Annotated in this window: 13 protein-coding genes; 5 read left to right on the forward strand and 8 right to left on the reverse strand. The window is 72.9% G+C overall.

What is annotated here, in order from left to right:
* Positions 1-21 precede the first annotated feature (21 nt).
* Both Q0994_RS12420 and Q0994_RS12425 read right to left on the reverse strand, forming a co-directional pair.
* Positions 22-297 carry a hypothetical protein gene (locus Q0994_RS12420; RefSeq protein ID WP_299533068.1) on the reverse strand — a complete coding sequence of 92 codons (276 nt, stop codon included), beginning with the start codon at positions 295-297 and terminating at the stop codon, positions 22-24.
* A gap of 41 nt (positions 298-338) precedes the next feature.
* Entirely contained in the window at positions 339-1,298 is a 960-nt protein-coding gene (locus Q0994_RS12425; protein WP_299532852.1) for an SPFH domain-containing protein, read from the reverse strand.
* Between the two features lie 220 nt (positions 1,299-1,518).
* Between Q0994_RS12425 and Q0994_RS12430 the strand changes: the two genes are divergently transcribed.
* The gene (locus Q0994_RS12430) at positions 1,519-3,747 is read left to right on the forward strand and encodes a transglycosylase domain-containing protein (protein WP_299532854.1); all 2,229 of its coding nucleotides are present in this window, start codon (positions 1,519-1,521) and stop codon (positions 3,745-3,747) included.
* A 32-nt stretch (positions 3,748-3,779) separates the two neighbouring features.
* Here the strand turns inward: Q0994_RS12430 and Q0994_RS12435 are convergent, their stop codons facing one another.
* The 3 genes from Q0994_RS12435 to Q0994_RS12445 all read right to left on the reverse strand — a co-directional run bounded on the left by Q0994_RS12435 (position 3,780) and on the right by Q0994_RS12445 (position 8,278).
* Entirely contained in the window at positions 3,780-5,693 is a 1,914-nt protein-coding gene (locus tag Q0994_RS12435) for an ATP-binding SpoIIE family protein phosphatase (RefSeq protein WP_299532856.1), read from the reverse strand.
* 408 nt (positions 5,694-6,101) lie between these two features.
* Positions 6,102-6,791 (reverse strand): DUF402 domain-containing protein, encoded by a 690-nt coding sequence (locus Q0994_RS12440; protein ID WP_299532857.1) that lies wholly within the window; start codon positions 6,789-6,791, stop codon positions 6,102-6,104.
* 86 nt (positions 6,792-6,877) lie between these two features.
* The gene (locus Q0994_RS12445) at positions 6,878-8,278 is read right to left on the reverse strand and encodes an aspartate ammonia-lyase (RefSeq protein ID WP_299532858.1); all 1,401 of its coding nucleotides are present in this window, start codon (positions 8,276-8,278) and stop codon (positions 6,878-6,880) included.
* Positions 8,279-8,383: 105 nt separating this feature from the next.
* Here Q0994_RS12445 and Q0994_RS12450 point away from each other — a divergent pair, with 105 nt between their 5' ends.
* A complete protein-coding gene (locus tag Q0994_RS12450; RefSeq protein ID WP_299532859.1) occupies positions 8,384-9,910 on the forward strand; it encodes a ricin-type beta-trefoil lectin domain protein in 1,527 nt (508 codons plus the stop codon).
* A gap of 66 nt (positions 9,911-9,976) precedes the next feature.
* Here Q0994_RS12450 and Q0994_RS12455 read toward each other — a convergent pair whose 3' ends face one another.
* Both Q0994_RS12455 and Q0994_RS12460 read right to left on the reverse strand, forming a co-directional pair.
* Complete coding sequence (locus tag Q0994_RS12455) at positions 9,977-11,290, reverse strand: M18 family aminopeptidase (protein WP_299532860.1); 1,314 nt, start codon at positions 11,288-11,290, stop codon at positions 9,977-9,979.
* A gap of 762 nt (positions 11,291-12,052) precedes the next feature.
* Positions 12,053-13,729: a fumarate hydratase gene (locus Q0994_RS12460; protein WP_299532861.1), complete on the reverse strand. Its 1,677-nt coding sequence runs from the start codon at positions 13,727-13,729 to the stop codon at positions 12,053-12,055.
* Between the two features lie 217 nt (positions 13,730-13,946).
* Between Q0994_RS12460 and Q0994_RS12465 the strand changes: the two genes are divergently transcribed.
* A complete protein-coding gene (locus Q0994_RS12465) occupies positions 13,947-14,636 on the forward strand; it encodes a DUF1707 domain-containing protein (protein WP_299532862.1) in 690 nt (229 codons plus the stop codon).
* A 500-nt stretch (positions 14,637-15,136) separates the two neighbouring features.
* Positions 15,137-15,511: a WhiB family transcriptional regulator gene (locus Q0994_RS12470; RefSeq protein WP_299532864.1), complete on the forward strand. Its 375-nt coding sequence runs from the start codon at positions 15,137-15,139 to the stop codon at positions 15,509-15,511.
* Between the two features lie 64 nt (positions 15,512-15,575).
* Here Q0994_RS12470 and glpX read toward each other — a convergent pair whose 3' ends face one another.
* The gene (gene glpX, locus Q0994_RS12475; RefSeq protein ID WP_299532865.1) at positions 15,576-16,607 is read right to left on the reverse strand and encodes a class II fructose-bisphosphatase; all 1,032 of its coding nucleotides are present in this window, start codon (positions 16,605-16,607) and stop codon (positions 15,576-15,578) included.
* A gap of 143 nt (positions 16,608-16,750) precedes the next feature.
* On the opposite strand from glpX, the gene Q0994_RS12480 reads away from it, so the two are divergent.
* The gene (locus tag Q0994_RS12480) at positions 16,751-17,272 is read left to right on the forward strand and encodes a DUF4245 domain-containing protein (RefSeq protein ID WP_299532867.1); all 522 of its coding nucleotides are present in this window, start codon (positions 16,751-16,753) and stop codon (positions 17,270-17,272) included.
* Positions 17,273-17,466 lie beyond the last annotated feature (194 nt).

The raw sequence follows: 17,466 nt of genomic DNA on the forward strand, positions 1-17,466 counted from the left end.
GTGTATACATCCTTGCCGCAGTCATCGGTCGCGGGTGCCGGGTTCCGCATCCGGCCCGCCACCCGGCTCCGTGCCCGTTCCCGTGCCCGGCTCGGAGCCGGTTTCCGCGCCCGGCTCCGCCGTCCGCTTGGGCGGCCGCCCGCGGCGGGCGATCGGGGCCGCCCCACCCGGAAGCCGGCCCGCCTCCGCGAGCGCCCGCCGCAGCAGGAACTCGATCTGCGCGTTGGCGCTGCGCAGTTCGTCCGAGGCCCAGCGGGCCAGCGCGTCGTGCACGGCGGGGTCGAGCCGCAGCAGCATCTGCTTGCGCTGCCGCGGCCCGCCGGGGGGGTTCTGTCCGGTCACTGGTAGAGGGTGCCCGTGTTCAGGACCGGCTGGGCCGCCCGGTCGCCGCACAGCACCACCATCAGGTTGCTGACCATGGCCGCCTTGCGCTCGGAGTCCAGCTCCACGATGTCCTGCTCGGCGATCCGGGTGAGCGCCATCTCGACCATGCCCACCGCGCCCTCGACGATCTGCTTGCGGGCCGCGACGACCGCCCCGGCCTGCTGCCGCTGGAGCATCGCGGAGGCGATCTCGGGGGCGTAGGCGAGGTGGCTGAAGCGCGACTCGATGATGCGGACGCCGGCCGCCCGCACCCGTGCGGTCAGTTCGACCGCCAGCTTCTCGGTGATCTCCTCGGCGTTGCCGCGCAGTGAGAGCCCTTCCTCCTCGTGGGCGTCGTACGGGTACTCGATGGCGATGTGCCGCACGGCCGCCTCGGTCTGGGTGGCGACGAACTCCAGGAAGTCGTCGACCTCGAAGAGCGCCTGGGCGGTGTCCTCGACCTTCCAGACGACGATCGCGGCCAGCTCGATCGGGTTGCCGTAGGCGTCGTTGACCTTCAGTACGGAGGTCTCGTGGTTCCGGACGCGGGTGGAGATCTTCCGGCTGGAGGTGAGCGGGTTGATCCAGCGCAGCCCGTCGGTGCGGATGGTGCCGACGTAGCGGCCGAAGAGCTGGATCACCCGGGCCTCGCCGGGAGCGACCATCTTCACACCGCTCATGCAGAAGAAGGAGGCGAGCGCGAGCAGGCCGCCGAGGATGCCCAGCGGGACGCCGAGGCCCTTGTTCCCGCCGGAGCCGGTCACGGCGCCGACGACGATCAGGCCGATGCCCGCGAGGACGCCGACGACGGTCAGCAGCAGGCCGAGGCCGCCGGGGATGGAGTGTGCCGGAACCTCCCTGACCTGCGCGGCGGGCATGTCGGGCGTGTCCACGGGCAGGTCGGTCCGCGGTGCCGAAGGGTGCTGTCCGGTCATGGGGTCCCCCGTGGGATGCGTATCGGGTGCAGCTAGCAATGTGATTACACATTAATGCATCCCGCAACCCCGCGCACCTCCCGTGCGTCGGTTCCCCTAGCGACAGGTGCTGATTGTCACGTCCGGAAAAGACCGGATCACTTGCTTTTTGTCCGGGTCGGCGGTGTTAGCTGTCTTGGCCGAACCGAGCGGGTCGATGAGAAACGGGAGCACTGCAACGATGGGGCGAGCGGACGAGCGACGGGCCCGGACCCGCGGATCACGCGGGCCGGGGGAGAAGGGCGGCATACGCGGCCTCTTCACCTGGAAGCGGATGCTGGGCACGTTCTTCGGTGCCTGCCTCCTCGTCATGGCCGCCTTCGCGGCGCTGTACGTCTACGTCGACGTGCCCGCCGCCAACGCCGACGCCGAGAAGCAGAGCAACGTCTACGAGTACAGCGACGGCACCCTGCTGGCCCGCAGCGGCACCGTCAACCGCGAGATCGTGGACCTGGCCCAGGTGCCCAAGGACGTGCAGCACACCTTCGTCGCCGCCGAGAACAAGTCCTTCTACCAGGACAAGGGCGTCGACCTGAAGGGCACCACCCGGGCCCTGCTCAGCACCCTCAGCGGCAAGGGCAAGCAGGGCGGCTCGACCATCACCCAGCAGTACGTGAAGAACTACTACCTGACGCAGGACCCGACGGTCAGCCGCAAGCTCAAGGAACTGGTGATCTCGCTCAAGGTCGACCAGCGGATGACCAAGGACGACATCCTCGCCGGGTACATCAACACCGCGTACTACGGCCGCGGCGCGAGCGGCATCCAGGCCGCGGCGCAGGCCTACTACGGCGTGGACGCCGAGAAGCTGAACGTCTCCCAGGGCGCCTACCTGGCCTCCGTCCTCCAGGCGCCGAGCCAGTACGACTGGTCCTCGGCCACCGACACCGGCAAGCGCCTGGTGAAGGACCGGTGGGCCTACACCCTGGACAACATGGTCGAGCAGGGGTGGCTCGACGCCTCCGCGCGGGCCGGGCTGAAGTTCCCCGTCCCGCAGGAGCCCAAGGCCGCTCCCGGCCTGGAGGGCCAGACCGGCTACCTGGTCGAGGCGGCCAACGACGAGCTGGAGAAGCAGGGCGTCACCGAGGAGCAGCTCAGCGCCGGCGGCTGGACGATCACCCTCAACGTCGACAAGAAGAAGCAGAAGCAGCTGGAGAAGTCGGTCGACGCCGAGCTGGAGTCCAAGCTCGACCGGGAGGGCAGCAAGGTGGACGCGACCGTCCAGGCGGGCGCCACCTCCGTCGACCCGAAGACCGGCGCGGTGGTCGCCCTCTACGGCGGCACCAGCGCCACCGAGCACTACATCTCCAACGCGACCCGCCGGGACTACCAGCCCGCCTCCACCTTCAAGCCGCTGGTGCTGGCCTCCGCCCTGGAGAACGGGTCCGTCACCCAGGACGGCAACACCATCGGCCTGAACACGGTCTACGACGGCACCAGCAAGCGGCCCGTCGTCGGCAGCGACACCCCGTTCGCCCCGGAGAACGAGGACGACCAGGACTACGGCCGGATCAGCGTCCAGCGGGCCCTGAACAGCTCGGTGAACTCCGTCTTCGCGCAGATGGTCGTGGACGTGGGCCCGAAGAACGTCAAGCAGACCGCGCTCTCCCTCGGCCTGCCCGACGAGAACTTCCCCGAGCGCCCCGCCATCACCCTCGGCACCATGAACGCCTCCACCTGGGACATGGCCGGCGCCTACGCCACCCTCGACAACCACGGCAAGAAGGTCACGCCCTTCATCGTGAAGAAGGCCGAGCACCGCGACCGCGAGGTCGAGGCGGTCGACGGGGTCGGCGAGCAGGTCATCAGCCGCACCTCGGCCGACACCGTCACCTCGGGCCTGACCGGCGTCGTCGACTCCGGTTCCGGCAGCGCCGCCAACACCACGGCCTACGAGGCGGCGGGCAAGACCGGCACCTCCGAGAACAACAAGGCCGCCTGGTTCGCCGGCTACACGCCCGAACTGACCACCGTCGTCGCCCTCTACGGGGAGTCCCCGGCCAAGGGCGGCGCGCAGGTCAGCCTCACCGGCACCGCCAACTCCGGCCGCGCCAACGGCGGCGGCTTCCCCGCCCGGATCTGGGCCGACTACACGCTGGGCGCCCTCGGCGGCGGCTCCGACGCGCGATTCGACCTGGGACACGTCGAGGCGGGCGAGGTGGCACCGCCGCCGACCCCCTCGGCGACGCCCTCCGAGTCCGAGACGGCGTCCCCGACCCCGTCCAGCGCCTCGCCCACCCCCTCGCGCTCCAGCGAGCCGCCGGCCTCCGAGTCGCCCTCGCCCACGCCGAGCCGGAGCATCTCGCCGACGCCGAGCACCTCCAGCTCCAGCACGGAGGACCCCGAGGAGGACGACCAGCAGCCCGGCGAACGGCCGGGCGGCAGCGACGACTTCACCTGGGGCCAGTGACGGCCCGAAACGCCCCTGGGACGCGGGGGCCGCTACTGCCCCCGCGTCGCCATCTCGAACCAGACGACCTTGCCCGAGGAGAGCCGGGTCGCGCCCCACCGGCGGGCCAGCCGGTTGACCAGGAACAGCCCGCGGCCGCCCTCGTCGGTCTCCCGCGCCTTGCGCTGCCGGGGGAGCTGCGGCGAGTCGTCGCCCACCTCGCAGCGCAGGACGTCGGTCCGCAGCAACCGCACGGTCACCGGGCGCTCCGCGTACCGGACCGCGTTGGTGACCACCTCGCTGACCAGCAGTTCCACCTCGTCCGACAGGCTGTCCAGCCCCCACCGGGAGACCGCCCGCCGGGCCAGCCGCCGTGCCTTGCCCGGCGCCTCGTCCTCCGGTTCCAGCGTCCAGTACGCCACGTCGCTCGGCGCGATCCCGTCGAAGCGGGCCGCGAGCAGGGCGATGTCGTCGTCCCGGTCACCCGGGCCCAGCATGTCCAGCACGTCGTCGCAGAGCGCCTCCAGCGGCGGCGCGTGGTCGGAGCCGGTCAGCCGCGCGGTGGCCGCCAGCCGCTCGCGCAACTGCTCGATGCCGGTCCACACGTCCCGCAGACGGGACTCGACCAGCCCGTCGGTGTAGAGGAGCAGGGTGCCGCCGGCCGGAGCCTCCAGCTCGACCGCCTCGAAGTCGACCCCACCGACCCCGATGGGCGCGTTCGGCGGCATGTCGAGCACCTCGGCCCGGCCACCGAGGTGCAGCAGCACGGGCGGCGGATGGCCCGCGTTGGCCACCGTGATCTTGTGGTTGACCGGGTCGTACACCGCGTAGAGGCAGGTCGCCATGCGGTCGCTGCCGAGCCGCTGCGCCTGCTCGTCCAGGTGGTGCAGGACCTCCTGCGGCGGCAGGTCGAGACCGGCGAGCGTCTGCGCGGTGGTGCGGAGCTGGCCCATGATCGCGGCCGAGGTCATCGAGTGCCCCATGACGTCCCCGACGACCAGCGCGACCCGGCTGCCCGGCAGCGGGATCGCGTCGTACCAGTCGCCGCCGACCCGGGCCGTCTCGGCGGCCGGCAGGTAGCGGGAGGCGAGCCGCACCCCGGTGGGCTGCGGCAGCGAGTCCGGCAGCATGGTCCGCTGGAGTTCGTCGGCGATGTACGCCTCGCGGCCGTAGAGCACCGCCTTGTCGATGCCGAGCGCCGTGTGGGTGGCGAGCTGGGCGGCGACCAGCAGGTCGTTGGCCTCGAAGGCGGGCCGTTCGGTGCCGCGCACGAAGACCGCGGCGCCGGTCACCCGGCGGCGTCCGCGCAGCGGGGCGAGGATCGCCCGGTGCCCGGTGGGCGCGGAACGCCCCGGTCCGAGGAGCTCGGGCAGCGCGGCGCGGGCCGCGGCGGAGTCGCCGAAGACCGGCCGCACGCCGCGCAGCACCTCGGCGAGCGCGCTGCCGGGGTGGACCTCGCAGAGGTCGGCGCCGGGCATCGGGTCGGGCTGCGGCTCCACCACGACGACCGGGCGCAGCCGCTCGGTGTCGGGTGCGGGCTCGGTCTCCTCGTCGGGGGACCGCAGCCGGTCGGCCCGGCGCAGCCGCAGGACGAACGGCGACGTGGGCCGCTCGTCGCCGACCGGCAGCGGGTCGCGCAGGTAGACCAGGATCTCGTCGCAGAACGTCGGCACGCTGGCCCGGCAGAGACCGAGGACGATCTCGTCCAGGTCGATGCCGCGGGCGATCCGGCGGGTGGCCGCGCCCACGAAGCGCAGCCGGTCGCCCTCGCGCCGGGCCACCGCCTGGGGATCGGCGCCGGTGGGCGGGCCGTCGGCGGCCGGGGCTCCGGCGGGCGCCGGGACCAGGGCCGCCGACGGCCCGCCCGCGTTCGCCGGGGCGCCCTCCTGCTGCCGGGGCCGGGTGCGTTCCTGGGGCCGGGCGGCGAGGGGCCGGCGGCCTTCGTGGGAGGTGGGGTGCTCCGTCACGCGTGGGGTTCCGTCCGTCCGGGCCGGGTGTATGAGGCAGACACCTCGTGGGGCGTCACTCTGCCCCGGCGAGGGGGGCGGGGACAACGGCCGGCGCCGTCCGCCCGGGTGCGCGGGGCCGAAACCGCGCGTCGGGGAGACCGGCCGGTGGCAGTGCGTTCGGTGGGGCCGGTGTTTCCGGCGGCCGTGCAGCACACAGCGGACACGTCTCCACCCCCTCGTAGTGGTCCGTGCGGTCCGCGGGGCGGAGACCCGCGCGGATGATGCGGCCGAAGCGTCGACTCGGATGACTCGGGCGACCCGCCCGGATGACCCGGGGTCAGGCCCCTTGCCCGGTACGCCGGTTGTGACCGGCGCGCCCCGGAGTGAGTGATCCTACGTTTGCACCCCTGGGGTCCTTCAAGGGTCTCACGACGGCATCCGCGCCGGGGTGCGGTCCCAGTCATCCGGCAACGCGGGCACCGGCCAGGCCGGATCGGGCCGCCAGTGCTCCCAGCCGTCCCGGAACGGCCTGCCCCACGCCCGGACCACGGACAGGGCCTCCTGGCCCGCCTCGCGCACCCGTGCGGCGGTGGCAGGGTCCATCAGCCCGACGCGCTGGGCCTGCGCGAACTCGTCCTCGTCCAGCCAGCGCCAGCTGTGATCCGGACTCACGCTGATGTCGAGGAAGTGGTCCTCGGAGTCGACCCCGCCATCCCATCGAGTGAGTGGCTCTTCGAGGTTGACGTAGAAGTTCCGGAAGATCCATCCGCGGTCCCAGAACAGCCAGACCGACCACGGCCGGCCGGGCCGCGCCAGCTTGAGGACGCCGGCGCCGAACCAGGTCGAGCGGGCGGTGGTGCGCGGCGCGGTGTAGCGGGTCGCCAGGGGCTCCGCGTGCACCTGGGTGCCGTCGGCCAGCACCGGCCGCACGCACTCGGTGCCGGGGGCCATCCACGCGGCCAGCAGTTCGGGGGTGTCCTGCACCACCGTCACCGGCCGGCAGATGTGGACCGGACGCGGGCCCGGCCCGCCCCCGTTGTCCCGGTACCGCCAGAGGATCTGGTCCCCGGGCGACCAGCGTGCGTACTCTCCCGAATGCGTCCCCGTACCTGTCATGCAGAGATCTTACGGAGCCGGGTCCGCGGGCGCTGCGACGCGGATCACGGCGCGGGCGGCCGGGACGCCCGGCCGCCCGCGGCACTCTACGGCCGGGTCATGCGCAACACGTCGAGCGCCTCGTCGAGCTGGGCGAGCGTCAGGTCGCCGCGGTCGACGTGGCCGGCCGCCAGCACCGTCTCCCGGATCGTGGTGCCGTCCGCCAGGGACTTCTTGGCGATCTTCGCCGCCGCCTCGTACCCCAGGTACCTGTTGAGCGGCGTCACCACCGAGGGGGAGGACTCCGCGTAGGCGCGGGCCCGCTCCACGTCGGCCTCGATCCCGTCCACCGTGCGGTCGGCCAGCAGCCGGGCGGCGTTGGCGAGCAGCCGGACCGACTCCAGCAGGTTCTTCGCCATCACCGGCAGCATCACGTTGAGCTCGAAGTTGCCCGCCGCGCCCGCCGCCGCCACCGTCGCGTCGTTCCCGGTCACCTGCGCCGCCACCATCAGCACCGCCTCCGGGATCACCGGGTTCACCTTGCCGGGCATGATCGAGGAGCCCGGCTGGAGGTCGGGCAGCCGGATCTCGGCCAGACCGGTGCGCGGACCCGAGGACATCCACCGCAGGTCGTTGCAGATCTTGGTGAGCGAGACGCCGACCGTGCGGAGCTGGCCGGAGGTCTCCACCAGGCCGTCGCGGGCGCCCTGCGCCTCGAAGTGGTCACGCGCCTCGGTCAGCGGCAGCCCGGTGACCCGGGCCACCTCCGCGATCACCGCGGCGGAGAAGCCGGGAGGGGTGTTGATCCCGGTGCCCACCGCGGTCCCGCCGAGCGGGAGTTCCGCGAGCCGGGGCAGCGAGGACTCCAGTCGCTCCACGCCGTGGCGGATCTGCGCCGCGTAACCGCCGAACTCCTGGCCGAGCGTGACCGGAGTGGCGTCCATCAGGTGGGTCCGGCCCGACTTCACCACCTCGGAGAACTCGGCCGCCTTGCGCTCCAGCGCCTCGGCCAGGTGCTCCAGCGCCGGCACCAGGTCGCGCCGCACGGCCGCGGTGGCGGCGATGTGGATGGAGGACGGGAAGACGTCGTTGGAGGACTGGGAGGCGTTGACGTGGTCGTTCGGGTGGACCTCGCGGCCCAGCCGCTCCGAGGCGAGCGTGGCGATCACCTCGTTGGCGTTCATGTTGGACGAGGTGCCCGAGCCGGTCTGGAACACGTCGACCGGGAAGTGCTCGTCCCAGCGGCCCTCGGCCACCTCCGCCGCGGCCTGCCGGATCGCCCCGGCCACGTCCGGGTCCAGCACCCCGAGTTCGGCGTTGACCTTGGCGGCGGCCGCCTTGACACGGGCCAGCGCCTCGATGTGGGCGCGCTCCAGCCGCTGGCCGGAGACCGGGAAGTTCTCCACGGCGCGCTGGGTCTGGGCCCGCCACTTGGCGTGCGCGGGCACCTTCACCTCGCCCATCGAGTCGTGTTCGACGCGGTACTCGTCCGCGGGTGTGTCGGCCATGGTTCTCGAACCTCCGGTAAAGGTGAGCATTTGTCTTGTTCCAACTGTTCCCAGGGTGCCTGACGACCAGTAAATACCTTGGGTAACCACACTCCTGGAGGCGCAATGAGGCGCACGAGGTACAGACTCCGCCGTACGGTCGCGGTCACCGCCCTGCTGGCGGCGACGCTCGGCGGCACCCTCGCCGCAGGACCGGCCGGCGCCGCCGCGCCGGGCACCACCGCCCTCGCATCCACCCCGCTCCCTCCCGCCCTCGAAGCCGTCCGCGCCGCCGAGGCGACCGCCCTCTACGGCAGCCCCGAGGAGCGCCCGCCCGCCGCGCGCAGGAGCGGGCTGATCTCGCTCGGCGACAGCGAGATCTCCGGCGAGGGCGTCGGCGCCTACGAACCCGGCACCAACGGCCCCGACAACTGGTGCCACCGCTCGCCGGACGCCGCCGTCCACCGCACCGGCATCCCCGCCGACGTCACCTACAACGTCTCCTGCTCCGGAGCGTCCACCGCGAACGTGGTCATCGGCGGAACCCCGCAGTACGCCGACGAACTCGTCCAGAGCGACAGCCTCGCGATCAAGGCCCGCAACACCAGGATCAAGATGATCGTCCTGGTCGTCGGCGCCAACGACGAGCTCCAGTTCGGCCCCGTCATGACCGACTGCGTGGTGCGCTACCTCACCCTCCAGGGCCCCTGCGCCGCCGGCTACGCCCCCGGCTGGCAGGCCCGCGTGGACGCCCTGGTCCCCAGGGTCGAACAGTCCGTCCGCGACCTGCGCACGGTGATGACGGATGCCGGGTACGCCACCGGCGACTACCGCCTGGTCGTGATGGGCTACCCGAGCCCGATCGGTCCGGACTTCCGCGACAACCCGCAGTTCTCCACCAAAATCGCTTGCGGCGGACTGGGCTACGACTCCGACACCGCCTGGGGCCGCGACACCGCCGTCCCGGCCTTCGAACGCGGGATCAGACGGGCCGCCGCCGCCACCGGGGCCGTGTACCTCGACAACTCGCGCCTCTTCCACGGCCACGAGGTCTGCACCGACTCCACCTGGGCCCGCGGCCTCTTCATCGACCTCACCAAGCCCGGCCTGCCCGACGAGAACTCCGTCCGCCAGTCCTTCCACCCCAACGCGCGCGGCCACGCCGCCTTCGCCTCGTGCCTCACCCAACTCTGGGCGACCACCGCCCGCGAGGCGAGCTGCGCCGACCCCGCCTCCACCGGGACCCCGGTGCTGCGCGCCGGCGCCTGGGACGACGTCTTCGTGCCGCTGACCCACCCCGCCACCGGCGCCTGCCTGGACGTCCCCGGCTCGGTGACCCGCAACGGCACCGTCCCCACCGGCTGGACCTGCCACGACGGCCGCAACCAGGACTGGTGGTACGACACCGGGACCCGGACCCTGCGCACCGCCCTCAGCCACGACCGGTGCCTCGACGTGCCGGGGGCCGCGTACAACTCCGGCGAGCAGCTGGTGCTGTGGAACTGCTCCGGCGCGGCCAACCAGCGGTTCGTCCGGCAGGGCGGCACCCTGCGCCCGGAGGCCGCGACCGGCCTCTGCGCCACCCTCGCCTCCGCCACCGCCCCGCTCGTCCTGCGGGCGTGCGACGGGAGCGCGGCCCAGCGGTTCGCCTGACGGGCGACGGGGCGGCGGCCTGCGGTTCCCCCGCCGGCCGCCGCCCCGCGCACCGCCGGCACGGCGTCAGCCCGCCGTCATGATCTCCCGCAGCACGGCCGAGAGATGGGCCGGGTCCTGCGCCCCGCACAGTTCGCGCGCCGAGTGCATCGACAACCCCGCCACCCCGACATCCACCGTCGGCACCCCGAGCCGGGCCGCCGTCAGCGGGCCGATGGAGGTGCCGCACGGCATCGCGTTGTTGACGGCGAACGGCTGCCACGCCACCCGCGCCCGCTCGCAGGCCGCCGCGAAGACCGCGATGCCCGTCGAATCGGTCGCGTACCGCTGGTTGGTGTTGACCTTCACCGTCGGCCCGCCGTTGGGCAGCGGACGGTGCCCCGCGTCGTGCCGCTCGGTGTAGTTGGGGTGCACCGCGTGCGCCATGTCCGCCGACACGCAGAAGGTGCCCGCCAGCGCACGCGACCAGTCCTCCCCGCTGCCGCCCCGGGCGGTCACCGAACGGGACAGCACCCGCTCCAGCATCGGGCTCTGCGCCCCGGTCTCGGAGACGCTGCCGACCTCCTCGTGGTCGAAGGCGGCCAGCACCGGTACGTACGCGGGCGGGCGGTCGCCCGTCGCCGCGTCGACGAGGGCCGTGACGCCCGCGTGCACGGACACCAGGTTGTCCAGCCGCGGCGCCACCACGAACTCCGCCTCCGCGCCCAGGTATCCGGGCGGCTGCACGTCGTGCAGCATCAGGTCCCAGCCGAGCACGTCCGCGGGGTCCTCGTCGATCGCCGCCGCGACCCTGCGCAGCAGCGCCCCGTCCACCGGGTCGCCCAGCGCCCACACCGGCGCGAGATGCCGCTGCCGGTCCAGCAGGGCGCCCTCGTTGACCTGGCGGTCCAGATGGATCGCGAGCTGCGGCACCCGCAGCAGCGGCTCGTCGATCAGCACCAGCCGCTCGCGCGGACCGTCCGGGCCGCCCCGCAGGGCGAGCCGGCCGCTGAGGCCGAGATCGCGGTCCAGCCAGGTGTTGAGCGGCACCCCGCCGTAGATCTCGACGCCGATCTGCCGCCAGCCGGCCGTTCCGGTGTCGGGCGCGGGCTTCACCCGCAGGTTGGGCGAGTCGGTGTGGGTGCCGACGATCCGGAACGGAGTGTGTGCCGGGGCGCCCTCGGGGACGTACCAGGCGATCAGCGCGCCGCCGCGGGTGACGTAACCGCCGCCGGTCGTCCCGGTCCAGTCCTCGGTGGCGTCCCGTTCGCGGAATCCGGCCTTCTCCAGACGCGCCGCGGCGCTCGCCACCGCGTGGTACGGCGAGGGAGCGGAGGAGATGAAGGCGAGCAGGTCGTCGGAGTGGGCGCGTACGGGGCTGCGGTGAGGGGCCGGCGTCATGGCGCGTCCGCCTTTCCGGTGGTGCGGGGTGACCGCGGGGGTGGGACAGCGGGCTGTCGGGACCTCCCGGCGGGTCGGATGCCGGGATCTCCCGCCGCGTACGGCGGGCGTGGTCGGCCGGGAGCGCGGCGGGGCACCCGCCAACCCACCGCAGGACGGGGCCCCGCGCAAGCCGGTCCGGGGCCGCGCTGCGGGAAAACGGCGGTGTCCGCCGCGGCCCTCGCGCGTCCGGCGGACACCGCCCGGGGCCGCCCGTCCGGCCGTCCGCGACCCCCCGCGCGACGGCCGCGGGGGTGGCCGGCCCGGCCCAAGCGCTGTCCGCGCGGGTGCCGGACGCCACCGGGCCGCTTCCGGCCCGGCCGCCCCGGAGCGCGGACCGGACGGGGTACGGGGAGCGGGGCTGCCGGGCCCACCGCCCGGACCCCGTACCGGCGAAATTGGCTTGATCTTTTCGGTGCGGGGGACCGGTGCGAAGGCCCGGGGAGCAGCGGCGTACGTCGCCCGGAGGCGCGGCCGGGAGGCGGACCCCGCTCCGGTGCGGGCACCGGACAGTACTGGGGCCGCCCCCTGGTGCGGGCCGACCGTCCTCGCCCCGGGGCAGGCCCTGCTGACCGTCCCGGCCCGCCGGCGCCGGTAGCCCCCGCGGTACATACGGCCGCGGGGGCGTACGGCCGAAGCGATCCGGCCGTACGCCCCCGAGGAGGGTGGTCTCGTGCGGTGGGCGGGCCCGTGCGGGTGGGCGGCCCGTTCGCGCCCGGCCCGTCAGCCGAGGCCGGGGCCGCGCACCGGGATGCTGGTGAAGGTCGGCGCGGGGGCGGGCTCGGTGAAGAAGTCGTTGCCCTTGTCGTCCACCACGACGAACGCGGGGAAGTCCTCGACCTCGATCTTCCAGACCGCCTCCATGCCGAGCTCCTCGTACTCGACGACCTCGACCTTCTTGATGCAGTCCTGCGCCAGGCGCGCGGCCGGGCCGCCGATGGACCCGAGGTAGAAGCCGCCGTGAGCGTCGCAGGCGTCGGTGACCTGCTTGCTGCGGTTGCCCTTGGCGAGCATCACCTTCGAACCGCCGGCCGCCTGGAACTGGGCGACGTAGCTGTCCATGCGGCCGGCCGTGGTCGGGCCGAACGAACCGGAGGCGTACCCCTCGGGCGTCTTCGCCGGGCCCGCGTAGTAGACCGGGTGGTCCTTCAGGTACTGCGGCATCTCCTCGCCCGCGTCCAGCCGCTCCTTGATCTTGGCGTGCGCGATGTCGCGCGCCACCACCAGCGGACCGGTCAGCGAGAGCCGGGTCTTGACCGGGTACTTGGTCAGCTCGGCGAGGATCTCGTCCATCGGGCGGCGCAGGTCGATCTTCACCACGTCGCCGGACTCGTCCAGGTGCTCGTCGGTGGTGTCCGGCAGGAAGCGCGCCGGGTCCGTCTCCAACTGCTCCAGGAAGACGCCCTCGGCCGTGATCTTCGCGGTCGCCTGGCGGTCCGCCGAGCAGGAGACGGCGATGGCGACGGGCAGCGAGGCGCCGTGCCGGGGCAGGCGCACCACGCGCACGTCGTGGCAGAAGTACTTGCCGCCGAACTGCGCGCCGATGCCGATCTTCTGGGTCAGCTCGAAGACCTTCTCCTCCAGCTCCTTGTCCCGGAAGCCGTGCCCGGTGGGGGAGCCCTCGGCGGGCAGCTCGTCCAGGTAGTGCGCGGAGGCGTACTTCGCGGTCTTCAGCGCGAACTCCGCCGACGTGCCGCCGACCACGATCGCCAGGTGGTACGGCGGGCAGGCCGCGGTGCCCAGCGAACGGATCTTCTCCTCCAGGAACTTCATCATGGAGGCCTCGTTGAGGACGGCCTTCGTCTCCTGGAAGAGGAACGACTTGTTGGCCGAGCCGCCGCCCTTGGCCATGAAGAGGAACTTGTACGCGCCGCCGTCGGTCGCGTACAGCTCGATCTGCGCGGGCAGGTTCGAGCCGGTGTTCTTCTCCTCCCACATGGTCAGCGGGGCCATCTGCGAGTACCGCAGATTGAGCTTGGTGTAGGCGTCGAAGATGCCGTGCGACAGCGCCTCCTCGTCACCGCCCTCGGTGAGCACGTTCTGCCCGCGCTTGCCCATGACGATCGCCGTGCCGGTGTCCTGGCACATCGGCAGCACCCCGGCGGCGGCGATGTTGGCGTTCTTCAGCAGGTCCAGCGCCACGAACTTGTCGTTCGAGGAGGCTTCCGGGTCGTCCACGATCCGCCGGAGCTGGGCCAGGTGCGCCGGGCGCAGGTAGTGGGAGATGTCGTGCATCGCCTCGGCCGCCAGCGTGCGCAGCGCCTCCGGCGCGACCTTGAGGAACGTACGGCCGTCGGCCTCGAAGGTCGAGACGCCTTCGGAGGTCACCAGGCGGTAGGGCGTGGTGTCCTCTCCCAGGGGGAGCAGATCGGAGTACGCAAACTCTGGCATTACGGCCATTCCTCACTCGACGGCAGCGGCTGGCCACCCTTGGACAGCGCATCCACCAGGGTAGAGCGCCCGGCGGGGCCCGGACCTGTGAGGTAAGGCTCACCCCGGCAGGGTGGGCGCCGCCGGTCCCGCGGCGCCCTGCCGGGCACGCCGCCGGCGCGGGAATCCGCCACTCGTCGGCGTTGCCCCCTAGTCGCGATCTATCGCGTTTGGGTAACCTGATGCCGTGGACCTCGAAAAGCAGCCTCAGCAGTCCCCGCCGCAGGCGCCCGCGCCGGCCGCCCGGCCCACCGCCCTGCGCGCCTCCGACGCCGACCGCGACCGGATCGCGGACATCCTGCGCGACGCGGTCGCCGAGGGCCGGCTGACCGCGGACGAGCACGCCGAGCGCGTCGAACTGGTCTACCGCGCCAAGACGGTGGCGGAGCTGGAGCCGCTGGTGAGCGACCTGCCGGCCGGCGGAGCCGCCCGCACCGCGGCCCCGCACCAGGACCCCTCGCCCTACCTCTACGGCCCCGACGAGAACGCCGGGCCCCCGGAGAACCTGGTGGCGGTCTTCAGCAGCGCCGTCCGGCGCGGCCGCTGGCGCATCGGCGGCCGCGCCAACGCCTTCTCGCTCTTCGGCAACGTCGAAATCGACCTGACCGAGGCCCTGTTCACCCAGCGGGTGACGGTCGTCAACGCCACCTCGATCTTCGGCAACGTCGAGATCACCGTCCCCGAGAACATCACCCTGCGCGGCGGCGGTACCGGCGTCTTCGCCAACTTCGAGGTCACGCACCTGGAGTCCGCCGACCCTGAAGCCCCGGTCGTGGTCGTCGAGGGGTACTCCTTCTTCGGCAACGTCGAGGCGAAGCCCAAGCGCGGCAAGCTCATCGAGAACCTCCACCGCCACCTGCGCAAGCACCTGGGGTGAGACGGGCTCGTCCCCGTGCGCGTGCCTTCGTGTGCGTGTCCTCGTGCGCGGGGAGCGTGCGGGGCGCGCCCGCGTGACGCTGGGCGACGCGGGGGCGCGCGCATACCCCTGCCCGAAAGGCCCCCTGTGCCGCCGGACTGACGGCTCGTCACTTCTGGAAGCGCCGCCGTCCCCGGTGGGACGCCGGCGTGCGGCGCGACCCGGCCGGGATCCGGTCAACCTCCCCGCCGGCGCCCGGCGGACGGCGTCGGTCCGAGTCGCCGCCCCGGCCGGCGGCCTCCGTCCGGACCGTGCAGCGGGGGGCCGGGCGGGCGCTGTCGGGCGGGTGCTGGTCCGGGCCCTCGGGCCGCCTCCGGCCGCCGTCGGTTTTCGGCCGCGCGCCCCTGCCGGCGCCCTTCCGCCACCCGCACGCTCGTGCCACTCAGTGCATAGGTGCGGGTACAGCGGGTATTGACTGCAACATCGTCTCTCGCTCGCGAAGCCGTCGTCAGGAGTAGACCGTGCTGCAACTGCCTCATCAGCCCGTGCAGGTCGCCGCTGTGCCCGCTCAGCGCGCCCCCGTCCGGGAAGACCAGGCGGGCCCCTGGCATTCGGAGGCGGTGTGCCGCCGGGACGAAGCCGGGCTGTTCTTCGCCCCGTCGAAGGAACCGACCGCCGCCCGACTGTCCCGCGAGGACGCCGCCAAGCGGGTCTGCGCCCGCTGCCCCGTCATGACGGAGTGTCAGGAACATGCCCTGATGCAACCGGAGCCGTACGGCGTCTGGGGCGGCCTGACCGCCGCCGAGCGCCGGGTGGCGCTGGCGCGGCGCCGCCGCCGCGAGATGGAACTCAAGGCCGCGGCCGCTCCGGCGGACCGGGTCGCCGCCGCGGGCTGAACGCACGGAAGGGGGGCTGCCGGTCGGCAGCCCCCCTTCCGCCGTGCGCGCTCGCGCGGCGTTCCTACTTCGCGCGGTCGAAGTCGATCGCGCTGTACGCGCGGAGCTTCGACAGGCGGTGGGTGGAGGAGATGGTGCGGATCGTGCCCGACTTCGACCGCATGACGATCGACTCGGTGGTGGCGGTCTCCGCGCGGTAGCGGACCCCGCGCATCAGCTCGCCGTCGGTGATGCCGGTGGCGACGAAGAAGACGTTGTCGCCGCTGACCAGGTCGTCGGTCGACAGGACCCGGTCGAGGTCGTGTCCGGCGTCGAGGGCGCGCTGCCGCTCGGCCTCGTCCTTCGGCCAGAGCTTGCCCTGGATGACACCGCCGAGGCACTTTATGGCGCAGGCCGAGATGATGCCCTCCGGCGTGCCGCCGATGCCCATCAGCAGGTCCACGCCGGTGCCCTCGCGGGCCGCCATGATCGAACCGGCCACGTCGCCGTCCGAGATGAACTTGATCCGGGCGCCGGTGTCCCGGATCTCCTTGACGATCCCCTCGTGGCGGGGCCGGTCCAGGACGACGACGGTGACGTCCTCGGGCGAGGAGTTCTTCGCCTTGGCGACACGCCGGATGTTCACCGCCACGGGCGCGTTGATGTCGACGAAGTCGGCCGCCTCGGGGCCGGTGACGAGCTTGTCCATGTAGAAGACGGCCGACGGGTCGAACATCGCGCCCCGGTCCGCCGCCGCCAGCACGGCGATGGCGTTCGGCATGCCCTTGGCGTTGAGGGTGGTGCCGTCGATGGGGTCCACGGCGATGTCGACCTCGGCGCCGGTGCCGTCACCGACGCGCTCACCGTTGAACAGCATGGGCGCTTCGTCCTTCTCGCCCTCGCCGATGACGACGACGCCGTTCATCGAGACGGTGGAGACGAGCGTCCGCATGGCCTTCACGGCGGCCCCGTCGGCGCCGATCTTGTCCCCGCGTCCGACCCAGCGTCCGGCGGCCATGGCGGCCGCCTCGGTCACCCGGACGAGTTCCATGGCGAGGTTGCGGTCGGGGGCCTCGGGGGAGACCTCTAGCTGGGACGGCAGATGGTGCTCGGGCATCGGAGCACACCTTTCTGTACGGCGACGACCGGAATGGAGCGTGCTGCGACTCTATCGCCACGCCGATAGAATGAGCAGACCGCCCTACGGATGAGCGAAGGCCCCCCGTCCGGTCGTCCACCCGCCCGTGCCACCATGGGGCCGTGGCAAGCAAGCGTGGCAAGCAGACAGTGCGGGACATGTTCCTGTCGTTGGTGTTGATCGTCGCCGCGGCGGGCGTCATCTACGTCTTCGTCCCGCACGACGACTCCGGCGACCCCGTGCGGGCGGTCGACTACCGGGTGGAACTGGCGACGGCCCGGCGCGCGGCCCCGTACCAGGTGGTCGCCCCGGCCGGTCTCGGCGCGGACTGGAAGGCGACCTCGGTGTCCTACGAGGGCGACGACGGCGCCAACTGGCACCTCGGCTTCCTCGACCCGGACGGCAAGTACGTCGCGGTGGAGCAGTCCACGGCCCCCGCCAAGACCTACCTCCCCGACGTCACGCAGGACGCCAAGAACACCGGACGCACGGAGACCGTCGCCGGTCAGGAGTGGCAGCACTGGACGGGCGACAAGTACGACGCCCTGGTGCTGAAGAGCGAAGGCTCGACCACCGTGGTGACCGGCTCGGCCCCCACGGCGCGGCTCGTGGAGATGGCTGCCGCGCTCAAGTCCGACGCCTGACCGACAGCCGTCCGACCGCCGGTCGCCCGACCGGCAGCCGCCTGGCCGTTGACCACCGGCCGGTGGCCGCCGGACGCGGGCACGTCCAGGGTCTTCGTACGTCCGATCCGTCCACCCGTCGCCCCCCGCCGGGGCGGTGGGCGCGAAAGAGCCCCGGTCCGCCACGTCGTGCGTGGCGGACCGGGGCTCCGTGC

This window comes from uncultured Streptomyces sp. (assembly GCF_947488945.1).
Taxonomy (GTDB): domain Bacteria; phylum Actinomycetota; class Actinomycetes; order Streptomycetales; family Streptomycetaceae; genus Streptomyces.

What these genes read in the sequence shown, in the direction of transcription:
- Q0994_RS12455 (WP_299532860.1), bottom strand. Translation starts at nt 11,290, where the DNA reads ATGACGCCGGCCCCTCACCGCAGCCCCGTACGCGCCCACTCCGACGAC.
- Q0994_RS12445 (WP_299532858.1), bottom strand. Translation starts at nt 8,278, where the DNA reads ATGGCCGACACACCCGCGGACGAGTACCGCGTCGAACACGACTCGATG.
- Q0994_RS12425 (WP_299532852.1), bottom strand. Translation starts at nt 1,298, where the DNA reads ATGACCGGACAGCACCCTTCGGCACCGCGGACCGACCTGCCCGTGGAC.
- glpX (WP_299532865.1), bottom strand. Translation starts at nt 16,607, where the DNA reads ATGCCCGAGCACCATCTGCCGTCCCAGCTAGAGGTCTCCCCCGAGGCC.
- Q0994_RS12450 (WP_299532859.1), top strand. Translation starts at nt 8,384, where the DNA reads ATGAGGCGCACGAGGTACAGACTCCGCCGTACGGTCGCGGTCACCGCC.
- Q0994_RS12460 (WP_299532861.1), bottom strand. Translation starts at nt 13,729, where the DNA reads ATGGCCGTAATGCCAGAGTTTGCGTACTCCGATCTGCTCCCCCTGGGA.
- Q0994_RS12440 (WP_299532857.1), bottom strand. Translation starts at nt 6,791, where the DNA reads ATGACAGGTACGGGGACGCATTCGGGAGAGTACGCACGCTGGTCGCCC.
- Q0994_RS12420 (WP_299533068.1), bottom strand. Translation starts at nt 297, where the DNA reads ATGCTGCTGCGGCTCGACCCCGCCGTGCACGACGCGCTGGCCCGCTGG.
- Q0994_RS12430 (WP_299532854.1), top strand. Translation starts at nt 1,519, where the DNA reads ATGGGGCGAGCGGACGAGCGACGGGCCCGGACCCGCGGATCACGCGGG.